This window comes from Cellulosimicrobium sp. NPDC057862 (genome assembly GCF_042797035.1).
In the GTDB taxonomy this organism is placed as follows: domain Bacteria; phylum Actinomycetota; class Actinomycetes; order Actinomycetales; family Cellulomonadaceae; genus Cellulosimicrobium.
Genome location: NZ_JBHVMH010000004.1, coordinates 154281 through 167309, shown reverse-complemented (window position 1 = coordinate 167309; position 13029 = coordinate 154281). Strand labels below are relative to the sequence as shown.

At 73.6% G+C, this 13029-nt stretch carries 9 protein-coding genes; 5 read left to right on the top strand and 4 right to left on the bottom strand.

Going from position 1 to position 13029, the window contains the following annotated elements:
- Positions 1-206 precede the first annotated feature (206 nt).
- From ACFVN3_RS07855 to ACFVN3_RS07845, 3 genes are all read left to right on the top strand, one after another.
- The gene (locus ACFVN3_RS07855; RefSeq protein WP_378232211.1) at positions 207-995 is read left to right on the top strand and encodes a TetR/AcrR family transcriptional regulator; all 789 of its coding nucleotides are present in this window, start codon (positions 207-209) and stop codon (positions 993-995) included.
- Between the two features lie 126 nt (positions 996-1121).
- Entirely contained in the window at positions 1122-2855 is a 1734-nt protein-coding gene (locus ACFVN3_RS07850) for an ABC transporter ATP-binding protein (protein ID WP_378232209.1), read from the top strand.
- Complete coding sequence (locus tag ACFVN3_RS07845; protein WP_378232208.1) at positions 2852-4960, top strand: ABC transporter ATP-binding protein; 2109 nt, start codon at positions 2852-2854, stop codon at positions 4958-4960. Before ACFVN3_RS07850 ends, ACFVN3_RS07845 begins: the two co-directional genes overlap by 4 nt.
- 87 nt (positions 4961-5047) lie before the next feature.
- Here ACFVN3_RS07845 and ACFVN3_RS07840 read toward each other — a convergent pair whose 3' ends face one another.
- The 3 genes from ACFVN3_RS07840 to ACFVN3_RS07830 form a co-directional block, all read right to left on the bottom strand.
- Positions 5048-5320 (bottom strand): metal-sensitive transcriptional regulator, encoded by a 273-nt coding sequence (locus ACFVN3_RS07840; RefSeq protein ID WP_047233132.1) that lies wholly within the window; start codon positions 5318-5320, stop codon positions 5048-5050.
- Positions 5321-5642: 322 nt separating this feature from the next.
- Positions 5643-6002 (bottom strand): rhodanese-like domain-containing protein, encoded by a 360-nt coding sequence (locus ACFVN3_RS07835; protein ID WP_378232207.1) that lies wholly within the window; start codon positions 6000-6002, stop codon positions 5643-5645.
- Positions 5999-7765, bottom strand: a complete 1767-nt coding sequence (locus ACFVN3_RS07830) for an FAD-dependent oxidoreductase (RefSeq protein WP_378232206.1) — start codon at positions 7763-7765, stop codon at positions 5999-6001. Before ACFVN3_RS07830 ends, ACFVN3_RS07835 begins: the two co-directional genes overlap by 4 nt.
- 148 nt (positions 7766-7913) lie before the next feature.
- On the opposite strand from ACFVN3_RS07830, the gene ACFVN3_RS07825 reads away from it, so the two are divergent.
- Positions 7914-8954, top strand: a complete 1041-nt coding sequence (locus ACFVN3_RS07825; protein ID WP_378232205.1) for a phosphodiester glycosidase family protein — start codon at positions 7914-7916, stop codon at positions 8952-8954.
- The gene (locus tag ACFVN3_RS07820) at positions 8954-10117 is read left to right on the top strand and encodes a glycosyltransferase (RefSeq protein ID WP_378232204.1); all 1164 of its coding nucleotides are present in this window, start codon (positions 8954-8956) and stop codon (positions 10115-10117) included. Before ACFVN3_RS07825 ends, ACFVN3_RS07820 begins: the two co-directional genes overlap by 1 nt.
- Here ACFVN3_RS07820 and ACFVN3_RS07815 read toward each other — a convergent pair.
- Positions 10026-12941: a cation-translocating P-type ATPase gene (locus ACFVN3_RS07815; protein WP_378232203.1), complete on the bottom strand. Its 2916-nt coding sequence runs from the start codon at positions 12939-12941 to the stop codon at positions 10026-10028. The two genes, ACFVN3_RS07820 and ACFVN3_RS07815, sit on opposite strands and share 92 nt — an antisense overlap.
- Between the last annotated feature and the right edge of the window lie 88 nt (positions 12942-13029).

The following is a 13029-nucleotide window of genomic DNA, read 5'->3' as shown; positions in this document are numbered from 1 at the left end:
GTCGCGCGGCCGGCGGCACCGCGACACCCCGTCGTGTCGCCGCCACGGCCGGGGTGACGCCCGGCGGACGCCGGTCCGCACCGCAGAGCCCCGCCCCGTCCTGGGTGCGGGGCTCTCGCGCGTCGTGGGACGTCGGTGCGGGCCCGTCGTTCCGCCGTCAGCGGATCGTATTGAGAGTGAGTGCTCACTCAGTTAGCCTCGACGACGTGACACCGGTCTCCGTCCCGCCCGACGCCCCGCCCGACGCCCCGCCCGACGCCCCGCCCGAGGCGCCTGCCCCCGAGCGCACGCGCGCCCGTCCGCTGTCGCGCGAGGAACGTCGCGACGCGATCGCCGCCGCGACGATCCCGCTGCTCGTCGAGCACGGCGCCGCCGTGACGACGCGCCAGATCGCCGACGCCGCGGGCGTCGCGGAAGGCACGCTGTTCCGCGCGTTCGCGGACAAGGACGAGATCCTGCACGCCGCCGTCGTGCGCTCGCTCGACCCGGCGCCCGCGGTCGCGGCGATCGGCCTGCTCCCGGACGACGACGGTCTGCGCCCGCTCGTGGTGAGCATCGTCGAGTTCCTGCTCGAGGCGCAGCGGGTCGGCATGCGGATCTTCGCCGCCGCGCACCAGGTGCTCGACCCGCACCGCCACTCAGCCGGTCGAGGAGCCGGCCCGCACGGGGACGCGGTGCCCGACCGCACGACCGCGGACCGCGCCGACGCAGTGCGCCGGATGCGGGCCGGGGCGGGCCCCGACGCCCGCCGGGCGGGCTTCGACGCGCGGGAGCGCTCCGCGCGGGAGATCGTCGGAGCGATCGAGCGCAAGCTCGCCGCCCACCGCGCGGAGCTGCGCGTGGAGCCCGGGCTCGCGGCGCGCGCCGTCTTCTCCCTCGTCTTCGGAAACGCCTTGCCGCACCTCTCGGGCGGTGACAGGCTCGACGCCGTGCAGCTCGCCGACCTGATCCTGGGCGGCATCGGAGCGGACGTCACCACCGACCCCTCGCCCTGACGGGCGTCCTGTCACCACGTCTGCGACAGCCCTCGCCCGGCCCGTTCGCGGATCGAGCCCGCGGCGCCCCTGGCCCCCGCGGCCCCGACCGCCCGTCCCCGTAGCCCCCACCCGGACAGGAACCCCATGCTCGTCAGCCTCTTGCGGACGCGGTTGCGTCCCTACCTGACACCGATCCTCATCCTCCTCGGCCTCCAGCTCGTCGCGACGCTCGCGTCGTTGTACCTGCCGAGCCTCAACGCCGACATCATCGACCAGGGCGTCACGCAGGGCGACACCGCCTACATCATGCGCACCGGCGGGCTCATGCTCCTCGTGAGCCTGGGCCAGGTCGTGTGCGCGGTCGCGGCCGTCTACTTCGGTGCGCGCGTCGCGATGTCGTTCGGCCGCGACGTGCGCGCCGGGCTGTTCACCAACGTGCAGCGCTTCTCCGCCCAGGAGATGGGCCAGTTCGGCGCGCCCTCCCTCATCACGCGCACGACGAACGACGTGCAGCAGGTGCAGATGCTCGTGCTGCTGTCCCTGACGATCATGGTCATGGCGCCGATCATGCTGGTCGGCGGCGTGGTGATGGCCCTCCAGGAGAACGTCGAGCTCTCCGGGCTGCTGCTCGTCATCGTGCCCGTGCTCGGCGTGAGCGTCGGGCTCATCATCTGGCGGATGGTCCCGTACTTCCGGCAGATGCAGAAGAAGATCGACGGCATCAACGCCGTCCTGCGCGAGCAGATCACGGGCATCCGCGTCATCCGGGCGTTCGTGCGCGAGCGGCGCGAGGCCGAGCGGTTCGACGTCGCGAACGACGCCCTGTTCGACGTCTCGCTCAAGGCGGGCAAGCTCATGGCGCTCATGTTCCCGACCGTCATGCTCGTCATGAACGCGTCGAGCATCGCGGTGCTGTGGTTCGGCGGGCGCCAGATCGACGCGGGCGACATGGAGGTCGGTGCGCTCACCGCGTTCCTGTCCTACCTCATGTACATCCTCATGGCCGTGATGATGTCGACGATGATGTTCATGATGGTGCCGCGCGCGGCGGTCTCCGCCGAGCGCATCACGGACGTCCTGCGCACGACCGCCACGGTCGTCGAGCCGGAGCGGCCCGTGGCCCTCACCTCGCGCACCGGGCGCGTCGAGCTCGACGGCGTCGAGTTCCGCTACCCGGGCGCCGAGGACCCGGTGCTGCACGACGTGTCGTTCGTCGCCGAGCCCGGGCAGACCACGGCGATCATCGGCTCGACCGGTTCCGGCAAGACGACGCTGCTCAACCTCGTGCCGCGGCTGTTCGACGTCACGGGCGGCTCCGTGCGGATCGACGGGACCGACGTGCGTGACCTCACGGGCGCGGACCTCGGGTCGCTCCTCGGCCTCGTGCCGCAGAAGGCGTACCTGTTCTCCGGCACGGTCGCCGACAACCTCCGGTACGGCCGCCCCGACGCGACCGAGGAGCAGATGTGGGAGGCGCTCGACGTCGCCCAGGCACGCGACTTCGTCGAGGCGCTGGACGGAGGTCTCGACGCACCCGTCGCGCAGGGTGGGACGAACTTCTCCGGCGGCCAGCGCCAGCGACTCGCCATCGCCCGTGCGATCGTGCGCGAGCCCGCGGTCTACCTGTTCGACGACTCGTTCTCCGCGCTCGACTACGCGACCGACGCGCGCCTGCGCGCTGCCCTCGCGCCCCGCACGCGGCACTCCACGGTGATCGTCGTCGCGCAGCGCGTCGCGACGATCCGCGGCGCCGACCAGATCCTCGTGCTCGACCACGGCCGCATCGTCGGCCGCGGCACGCACGCCGAGCTCCTCGAGTCCAACGAGACGTACCAGGAGATCGTCTACTCCCAGCTCTCGATCGAGGAGGCAGCATGAGCGGCGAGCAGGACGCCTCGCGCACGCCCGCGCCGTCGGGCCCCGGTGCGCCCGGGACGGACACGCCCGACGCGAAGAGCCGCGACGTCGCGTCCACGCGCATGGCCGGACGGCCCCGTGGCGGCGGTCCCGGCCCCATGGGCGGCATGGGGGTGCCCGGGGAGAAGGCGCTCGACTTCAAGGGCTCCCTGCGCCGGTTCGCGGCGTCGCTGCGACCCGAGCGCGTGCCGATCGTCGCCGTCGTGATCCTCGGCGTCGTGTCGGTGGCGCTCGCCGTCGCCGGCCCCAAGCTCCTCGGCAACGCGACGAACATCATCTTCGCGGGCGTCGTCGGCTCTCAGCTCCCCGCGGGCGTGACGCAGGCCCAGGCCGTCGACGCGCTGCGCGCCCAGGGGCAGGACCAGATCGCGGACCTCGTCTCGGGCGTCCCCGGGCTGGTCCCGGGCGAGGGCATCGACTTCACGGCGCTCGCGACCGTGCTGGCGTGGGTGCTCGCGGTCTACGTCGGCTCGTTCCTGTTCGGCTGGTTGCAGGGCCGCATCACGGCGATCGTCGTGCAGCGCACCGTCTACCGGCTCCGCGGCGAGGTGCAGGCCAAGCTCGGGCGCCTCCCGCTGTCGTACTTCGACCGCAACGCGCGCGGCGAGATCCTCTCGCGCGTGACGAACGACATCGACAACATCTCCCAGACGCTCACGCAGACGCTCTCGCAGCTCGTGACGTCGGTCCTCACCGTGTTCGGCGTGCTCGGCGTGATGTTCTGGATCTCACCCCTGCTCGCGGTGGTCGCGCTCGTGACGGTGCCGCTGTCCGTGATCATCACGGCGCAGATCGCCAAGCGATCGCAGCCGCAGTTCATCCAACAGTGGGCCGCCACGGGACGCCTCAACGCCCACATCGAGGAGATGTACACGGGGCACACGCTGGTCAAGGTCTACGGCCACCAGCAGGCCGCGATCGACGACTTCGAGCGCGAGAACGGCGCCCTGTACGACGCGAGCTTCAAGGCGCAGTTCATCTCCGGCACGATCCAGCCGGCGATGGGCTTCGTCGCGAACCTCAACTACGTGATCGTCGCCGTGGTCGGCGGCCTGCGGGTCGCGTCGGGCACGATGACCCTCGGCGACGTGCAGGCGTTCATCCAGTACTCCCGCCAGTTCACGCAGCCCATCACGCAGATCGCGTCGATGATGAACCTGCTCCAGTCGGGCGTCGCGTCGGCCGAGCGCGTCTACGACCTGCTCGACGCCGAGGAGCAGACGCCGGACCCGTCGCCCGCAGAGACGGTCGACCCGGTGCGCGGCCGCGTCGCGTTCGACGACGTGTCGTTCTCCTACAGCCCCGACACGCCGCTCATCGAGCACCTCGACCTCGTCGTGGAGCCCGGCCAGACGATCGCGATCGTCGGTCCGACGGGTGCGGGCAAGACCACGCTCGTCAACCTGCTCATGCGGTTCTACGACGTGGACTCGGGCCGGATCACGCTCGACGGCGTGGACACGCGGGACATGACGCGCGACGACCTGCGCTCGGACATCGGGATGGTCCTCCAGGACACGTGGCTCTTCCAGGGCACGATCGAGGAGAACCTGCGCTACGGCGTCCGCGACGGGCGCGACGTGGGCGAGGAGGAGTTCCTCGCGGCGACGCGCGCGACGCACGTCGACCCGTTCGTGCGCACGCTGCCCGACGGGTACGCGACGGTGATCGACGACGAGGGCTCGAGCGTGAGCGCGGGGGAGAAGCAGCTCCTCACGATCGCGCGAGCGTTCCTCGCCGACCCGGCGATCCTCGTCCTCGACGAGGCGACGAGCTCGGTCGACACGCGCACGGAGGTGCTCGTGCAGCAGGCGATGAACGCGCTGCGCGAGGGCCGCACGTCGTTCGTCATCGCGCACCGCCTGTCGACGATCCGCGACGCCGACACGATCCTCGTCATGGAGCACGGCTCGATCGTCGAGCAGGGCTCGCACGACGAGCTGCTCGCGGCGGGCGGCGCGTACGCGCGGCTGTACGAGAGCCAGTTCGCGGCGCCCGTCGGCGCCGAGGCGCAGGACGCGGTGGACGCCGCCGCGGCGTCCGCGGGGCGGCCGGCGGGCGGCTGACGAGCGGCCGGCAACGCCTCGGCCCCCGTGGGTCCACCTGAGGGTGGACCCACGGGGGCCGACCTGCGAGACGATGGGGACCTGCGCTCAGGCGAGCGAGAGGAACAGCTTCTCGAGCTTCGCCACGTCGAGCGTCGGGTCCTCGCCGTCCTCGGCCGGCTCGGTGAGGCACTGGCGCATGCCGGACGCGATGATCGCGAAGCCCGCGCGGTCGAGCGCGCGCGACACGGCCGAGAGCTGCGTGACGACGTCCTCGCAGTCCCGCCCCTCGTCGATCATGCGCACGACGGCCGCGAGCTGGCCCTGGGCGCGCTTGAGCCGGTTGACGACCTTGTCCATGTCGGTGCGGTCGAGCTCCACGGGTGTTCTCCTGCGTTCGTCTCGGAGGGGCGGCAGCGAGCATGCTGCCGGAGGGTCTGCGTCCGCCGGAGGAGCGGCGTCAGGGTCGGGGTCGGTGGGGGCCGGTGTCAGGCGCAGGTGCAGCGCTGCTCGGGCGGCACCTCGGCCATGACCTCGTCGGCGTGCATGCCGCAGCCGGTCCAGGTGGTCTTGCCGCACGTGCGGCACAGGGCGGGACTGCACACGGTGTGTCTCCTCGGGTGGGGGTGGGTTCGGTCTCGGGGCGGGCGGGGCGGGGCTCGGTGCGCGGTCGGGGAGGACCCGGGGCGCGGGTCGTGCAGGATCAGCGTCGCACGGCTCCGCCCGCGGCCTGCCACGCGCCGAGCCCGCCGGACAGGCTCGTGGCGGCGTAGCCGAGCGACCGGAGCTGGCGGGCCGCGGTGCGCGAGCGCATCCCGGACGCGCACACGACGACGACGGTCGCGCCGTCCTGGAGGCGCCGGGGCGCGGCCGACGGCACGTCTGCGAGCGGCACGTGCACGGCCTGGGGCGCGTGCCCGGCGCGCCACTCGTCGCGCTCGCGCACGTCGAGGAGCGTCGCGCCGTCGCGGACGAGTCGCACGGCCGTGGCGGCGTCGACGGTCGGGCGCACGCCGCCGTCGTCGGTGGAGCGGGAGAACAGGCGGCGGAGGTGGTCGATCATGCGGGGACTCCTTCGAGGGTGCGCGTGGTGCGCGGCGTGGCGGTCAGGGTGAGCCAGCCGCCGGAGAGGTTGCGCGCGTCGAGCCCGGCGGCGAGCAGGACACGGGTGGCCAGGTAGGAGCGCACGCCGCTCGCGCAGTGGACGGCGACGGGCCGGCCCGCGGCGGCCGCGCGCACCTCGTCGAGCCGCGCGCGCAGCTCGGTGTGCGGGACGTTGAGGGCGCCGTCCAGGTGCCCGGCCGCGTGCTCGGCGCGCGAGCGGACGTCGAGCACGAGCGACGTCGTGGCGACCTCGTCGAGGTCGGTCGCGTGCCACTGCGGCATCGTGCCGTCGAGCGCGTTCTGCGCGACGAATCCCAGCATGTTGACGACGTCCTTCGCCGCGCCGTAGGGCGGCGCGTACGCGAGCTCGAGCTCGGCGAGGTCGTCCGCGGTGAGCCCGGCGCGCAGCGCGGTCGCCAGGACGTCGATGCGCTTGTCCACCCCGGCGCGACCCACGGCCTGCGCGCCGAGCAGGCGGCCGTCGGGCGCGAAGCTCGCCGTCACGTGCACGGGCTCCGCCCCGGGGAACCAGCCCGCGTGGTGCGCCGCGTGCACGCGGACCTGCTCGTGCGCGATCCCGGCAGCGGCGAGCGTCGTGTGGCTCGGCCCGGTCACGGCGGCGGTCAGACCGAACACGCGCACGATCGCCGTGCCGAGCACGGGCGCCTGCGGCGTCGTCCGACGGCCCAGCATCGCGTCGGCGGTACGCCGGCCTTGGCGGTTGGCCGGGCCGGCGAGCGGAACCGGGCCGGTCGCCCCCGTCACGGCGTGCACGACCTCGACGGCGTCGCCGACGGCCCACACGTGCGGGTCGGACGTGCGCTGATCGGCGTCGACGCGGATCGCGCCGCGCTCGCCGAGCGCGAGACCCGCGGCCGCGGCGAGGTCGCTCGCGGGCCGCACCCCGACGCTCACGAGCACGACGTCGGCGTCGACCACCGTGCCGTCGGCGAGAACGAGCGCGACGGCGTGGTCCGCGCCGGCGGGCCGGGGCACGACGGCGGTCGCGGACGTCCCGAGGTGGAGCCCGACCCCGTGGTCGCGCAGCTCGTCCGCGAGCAGCGGCGCGAGGTCGGGCTCGAGTGGCGGGAGGACCTGGTGGGCACGCTCGACGACGTCGACCACGAGCCCGCGCGCGACGAGGGCCTCCACCGCCTCCAGGCCGATGAACCCCGCGCCCACGACGACGGCCCGCACCGGGGCGGTGCGCCCTGCCGCGACCTCGGCCTCGAGGCCAGCGAGCCGCTCGACGAGCGCGTCGAGGTCCGCGATCGTCCTCAGCGTGTGCACCGCCGGGTGGTCGAGGCCCTCGACCGGCGGGAGCACGGTCGTCGCGCCCGGTGCCAGGAGGAGCGCGTCGTAGGCGAGCTCGTAGGACCCGTCCTCGGCCGTGACGGTGACCGTCCGCGCGGTCCGGTCGATCGCCGTGACGCGGTGCCGGGTCCGGACGTCCAGGTCGAGGCTCGCGCGCAGCGACGCGGGGGAGTGCAGCAGGAGGGCGTCGCGGTCCGCGATCTCGCCCGACACCTGGTAGGGCAGGCCGCAGCCCGCGAACGAGACGTGTTCGGACTGCTCGAGCACCACGATCGACGCGTGCTCGTCGAGGCGGCGGGCGCGCGCGGCGGCGCTCATGCCGCCCGCGACGCCGCCGACGACGACGATGCGGCGTGGGCCGTCGGTGTCGGACGGGTGGGTCGTCGAGCCGGAGGTCGAGGGGATCATGGCTCGACGATACCCCCGGGGGTATCGATCGACGCAAGCCGTCGGGCTGAGAGGTCCGTCACGGGACGTCTCCGGGCGGTGGGCCCCTCACAGCCGACGAACAGCCACGCCATCCGGGCGGCACACGCCTGCTCCGTAGACACGGACCATGAGCACCTCGACCTCGAACCCACCCCCGCACGACCCGCCCGCCGTCCGGCGCCTGCCCCGACGACGACGGCGCGTCGCGCTCGTCGCGACCCTCGCCGTGCTGCTCCCGCTAGGAGGCGCGACGGCGTGGGCGCTGGACCGCTTCGTCGTCGAGCACGTCGAGATCGCCGACGTGACGGCGTACGAGGCGTCCCAGGGCGCCGACGCGGACGGGACGTCGGAGCAGGGCACGACGGCGGACGACAGCGCGGGCACCTCGGCCGGCACCTCCACGGCCGCTGCGACCGTCGACGGCGACACCTACACGTCCGACGGCACGAGCATCACGGTCTCCCGGGTGACCGCCGGCTCGGGCGACGACACCGTGACGTACTACGTGGCCGACGTCGTGCTCTCGGACATGACGGACCTGCGCTCCGCGTTCGCGCAGGACGCGTTCGGCACGAACATCACGGAGACGACGTCCGACATCGCGGCCGACCACGACGCGGTCCTCGCGATCAACGGCGACTACTACGGGTTCCGCGACACGGGCATCGTGATCCGCAACGGCGTCGTCTACCGGGACGAGGGCGCGCGCGAGGGCCTGGCGCTCTACCGCGACGGCCACGTCGAGGTCTACGACGAGACGACGACCGACGCGCAGACGCTCGTCGACGCGGGCGTGTGGAACACGCTGTCGTTCGGGCCCGCGCTCCTGGAGGACGGGGAGGTCGTCGACGGGATCGACGACGTCGAGGTCGACACGAACGTCGGGAACCACTCGATCCAGGGGGAGCAGCCTCGCACGGCGGTCGGGGTGGTCGACGAGAACCACCTCGTCCTCGTCGTCGTGGACGGCCGCCAGGAAAGCTACTCCCGCGGCGTGACCCTGCCTGAGCTCGCCGGGATCATGCAGGACCTCGGCGCGACGACCGCCTACAACCTCGACGGCGGCGGGTCGTCGACGCTGTACTTCGACGGCGAGGTCGTCAACAGCCCGGCGCAGGGGCGTGAGCGCGGCACGTCCGACGTCCTCTACGTCGCGGACGGTGCGTGATGGCCGCCGCGACCACGGACGCACCTGCGGCCGTGCCCGGCGCGGACGCCGCCCGGACCGCCGTCGTGGTCCCCGCGTACCAGCCCGACGCACGCCTCGTCGCCCTCGTCGACGCGCTGCGGACCGCGGTCCCCGGGCTGCCGGTCGTGGTGGTCGACGACGGCAGCGACCGGCGGTGCGGGGGCGTGTTCCGCGCGGTGCGCGCGCTGGGCGCCGTCGTGCTCGCGGTGCCCGTCAACCGCGGGAAGGGCCACGCGCTGCGCACCGGGGTCCGGTGGGTGCGCGACCGGTTGCCCGGCCACGGCGTCGTGTGCGCCGACGCGGACGGGCAGCACACGGTGCTCGACGTGCTGCGCGTGGCGGCGCGGTCGCAGAGCGAGCCCGACGCCGTCGTGCTCGGCGCGCGACGCCTCGCGGGCGACGTCCCGCTGCGCAGCCGCGTGGGCAACGCCGCGACGCGCTGGGCGTTCACTGCCGCGACGGGCACGCGCGTGCGCGACACGCAGACCGGGCTGCGCGCCTATGGGCCGGGCCTGCTCGACGACCTCCTCGCCGTGCGCGGCGACCGGTACGAGTACGAGCTGCGCGCGCTCCTCGACGCGACCCGCGCGGGCCGCCGGATCGTCGAGGTGGACGTCGCGACGGTCTACCTCGACGGCAACGCGTCCTCGCACTTCCGGCCCGTCGCGGACTCCCTGCGCGTGTGGGCGCCGCTGCTGCGGTTCGCCGCCTCGTCGCTCGGCTCGGCCGCGGTCGACGTCGTCGCGCTGCTCGCGCTGCACGCGCTCACCGGGTCGCTCCTGGCGGCGGTCGTCGGCGCGCGGCTGCTCAGCGCCGGGGCGAACTTCGCCGCCAACCGCCGCCTCGTGTTCGCGGGCGGGCGCGACGTCCCGCTGCGCGTCGCGGCCGCCCGGTACGCGGCGCTCGCGGCCGTGCTGCTGGCGGCGAGCTACGGGCTGCTTGCGCTGCTCACCGGTCTCGGCGTCCCCCTCCTCGTGGCGAAGGTCGGGACGGACGCGGCGCTCTTCGCGACGAGCTACGAGGTGCAGCGGCGGGTCGTGTTCGCGCGTCTCACCCCTGGACGGCGCGCTGACCGGCGTCGTGGCGCTCGACGAGGGCGGGCACGTGGTCGCGCGCGGTCCAGCGCCGGCCGACCCACTTGATCACCTCGACGAGCAGGAACACGACGAGCGCGAGCCCGAGCGTCTTGCCCCACTCGACGACGTCGATGGGGGCCGAGTCGAACCAGGAGTGCATGAACGGCGCGTAGACGAACACGGCCTGGAGGGCGAGGAGCGTCACGGCCGAGATCCAGATCACGCGGTTGCCGCGGAGCACGTCGAGCGTGAGGCTCGACCGGTCGAGGAACCGGCAGTTGAAGAGGTACGCGAGCTGGCCGAGCGCGAGCATCGTCACGGCGGTCGTCTGCGCCTCGGCGAGCGGGACGCCCTGGGCGCGCTCGACGTAGAAGAGCAGGATGGTCGCGCCGCCGATGAGCAGCGAGACGAGCAGGATGCGGCGCACGTACGCGCCGTCGAGGATCGACGCCTTCGGGTCGCGGGGGGCACGGCGCATGACGTCGGGCTCCGCCTTCTCGTACGCGAGCGCGAGGGACAGCGTGACGGCGGTGATCATGTTGATCCACAGCACCTGGACCGGCTGGAGCGGCAGCGTGAGGCCGAACAGGACCGCGACGAGGATGACGAGCGACTGCGCGCCGTTGGTCGGGAGGAGGAAGAGCACGGACTTGCGGATGTTGTCGTAGATCCGCCGCCCCTCCTTCACCGCGCGCTCGATGGTCGCGAAGTTGTCGTCCGCGAGCACGACCTCCGCGGCCTCCTTGGTCGCCTCCGTGCCCTTGATGCCCATCGCGACGCCGACGTCCGCCTGGGTGAGCGCCGGGGCGTCGTTCACGCCGTCGCCCGTCATGGCGACGACCTCGCCGTGCGACTGGAGCGCCGAGACGATCCGGATCTTGTGCTCGGGGCTCGTGCGCGCGTACACGTCGACGTCGCGCACCACCTGGCGCAGCTTCTCCGTGCTCATCTCCTCGAGCTCGGGACCGGTGAGCACGGCGGGCGCGAGGTTCTCGCCGGTCCCGTCGTGGGGGTCCACGATGCCCATCTCGCGGCCGATCGCGAGGGCCGTGCCCGCGTGGTCGCCCGTGATCATCTTCACGCGGATGCCCGCGTCGCGGCACTCGGCGATGGCCTCGATCGCCTCGGGCCGAGGCGGGTCGACGATCCCGACGAGCCCGCACAGCTCGAGCCCGTCCGCGACGTCGTCGTCGTCGAGGTCGTCCGTGCCCGCGGCCGCGGTCCGCCGGGCCGCGGCGAGCACGCGCAGGCCGCGCCCGCCGAGCGCGTCGATCTGCGCGTCCCAGAACGCGCGGTCGAGCGGCTCGGTGCCGCCGTCCTCGCCCACCTGGGTCGCGCAGCGGTCGAGCACGCGGTCCGGCGCGCCCTTGACGTGCACGTGCAGGCCGCCGTCGCGGTCGGCGTCGAGCGTCGCCATGAACTTGTTCTCGGACTCGAACGGCACGACGGCGACGCGGCGCCACCCCGTGGGGTCGACGCCGGCCTTCATACCGAGCGTGCGCAGCGCACCCTCGGTCGGCTCGCCCACGAGGCGCCAGCCGTCGGCGTCCGACTCGTCGGGCACGATCCGTGCGTCGTTGCAGAGCATCATGACGGTCGCCAGGGCCGCGAGGTCCCGGTCGTCGGTGAGGTCGGCGTGCCGCGTGCCCGACGCCGGTCCGTCGCCCGGGTCTCCCGCCGCACCAGGCGCGCCGGTCGACCCGGGGCGAGACGCGTCGTCGGGCACGGTCACGTCCCCCACGGGCGCGTATCCCGCGCCCGCGACCGCGAACGTGCGCCCGCTCGTGCGGACGGTGCGCGCCGTCATCTCGTTCTTGGTGAGCGTGCCCGTCTTGTCCGAGCAGATCGTGGTGACGGACCCGAGGGTCTCGACCGCGGGCAGCTTGCGCGTGATCGCGCGGCGGCGGGCCATCTGCTGCACGCCGAGCGCCAGCGTGATCGTCACGAGCGCGGGCAGGCCCTCCGGCACCGCGGCGACCGCGAAGCCGATCGACGCCGAGATCAGCTCCGGGACGGTGAAGTCGTGGAAGACCCGGCCGATGATCACCATGACGACGGCCATCGCGAGGATGAGCACCGCGAGCAGCTTGCCGAACCGGTCGAGCTGGCGCGTGAGCGGCGTCGCGAGGCTGCGGACCTCGGAGATCATGGTCTGGATCCGGCCGATCTCGGTCGCCGTGCCCGTCGCGGTGACGACCCCGACGCCCTGGCCCGCGGCCACGAGCGTGCTCGAGAAGAGCATGCTCGACCGGTCGCCCACGCCCGCGTCCGCCCCGACGGCCTCGACCTTCTTGGCCGCCGCGACGGACTCGCCCGTGAGCGCCGACTCCTCGACCCGGAGGTTCGTCGCCTGGATCAGCCGCACGTCCGCGGGCACGCGGTCGCCCGAGCGCACGCGCACGACGTCGCCCGGCACGACGTCGTCCGCGTCCACGCGTGCCCACGCGCCGTCGCGCCGGACCTCCGCGTTGACCGAGAGCATGTTGCGGATGCCCTCCAGCGCGCTCTCCGCACGACCCTCCTGGATGAAGCCGATGGCCGCGTTGATGACCGCGACCGCGAGGATGACCGTGAAGTCGACCCAGTCGCCGAGGATCGCCTTGAGCACCGCGGAGACGAGCAGGATGTAGATGAGGACGTCGTCGAAGTGGACGAGGATCCGCTTCCACAGCGGGTCCCGCTGCGGCGGGGGCAGCCTGTTGGGTCCTACCTCCGCGAGCCGCGCCGCGGCGTCCGCGTTCGAGAGCCCGCCCGCGTCCGTGCCCAGCTCGGCCAGGACGTCGTCGGGCGGGCGCGACCACGGCGCGTCGAGCGACCGCTCGGCGGTGCCTGCGGTGGACGGCGAGACCGCCGTGGCGGGGGTCGGTGCAGCGTCTGGCGCGGATCCCATGCCCCTATTCGACCCCCGATGCCCGGATCGCGCGAGAGACGAACGTCCGGCACGTCCGGGCGGACCGCCCCGGCCCTCTCTTCCAGGT

Coding starts and splice junctions, on each gene's coding strand:
- ACFVN3_RS07845 (WP_378232208.1), top strand. CDS start 2,852: ATGAGCGGCGAGCAGGACGCCTCGCGCACGCCCGCGCCGTCGGGCCCC.
- ACFVN3_RS07835 (WP_378232207.1), bottom strand. CDS start 6,002: ATGATCGACCACCTCCGCCGCCTGTTCTCCCGCTCCACCGACGACGGC.
- ACFVN3_RS07815 (WP_378232203.1), bottom strand. CDS start 12,941: ATGGGATCCGCGCCAGACGCTGCACCGACCCCCGCCACGGCGGTCTCG.
- ACFVN3_RS07825 (WP_378232205.1), top strand. CDS start 7,914: ATGAGCACCTCGACCTCGAACCCACCCCCGCACGACCCGCCCGCCGTC.
- ACFVN3_RS07830 (WP_378232206.1), bottom strand. CDS start 7,765: ATGATCCCCTCGACCTCCGGCTCGACGACCCACCCGTCCGACACCGAC.
- ACFVN3_RS07820 (WP_378232204.1), top strand. CDS start 8,954: ATGGCCGCCGCGACCACGGACGCACCTGCGGCCGTGCCCGGCGCGGAC.
- ACFVN3_RS07850 (WP_378232209.1), top strand. CDS start 1,122: ATGCTCGTCAGCCTCTTGCGGACGCGGTTGCGTCCCTACCTGACACCG.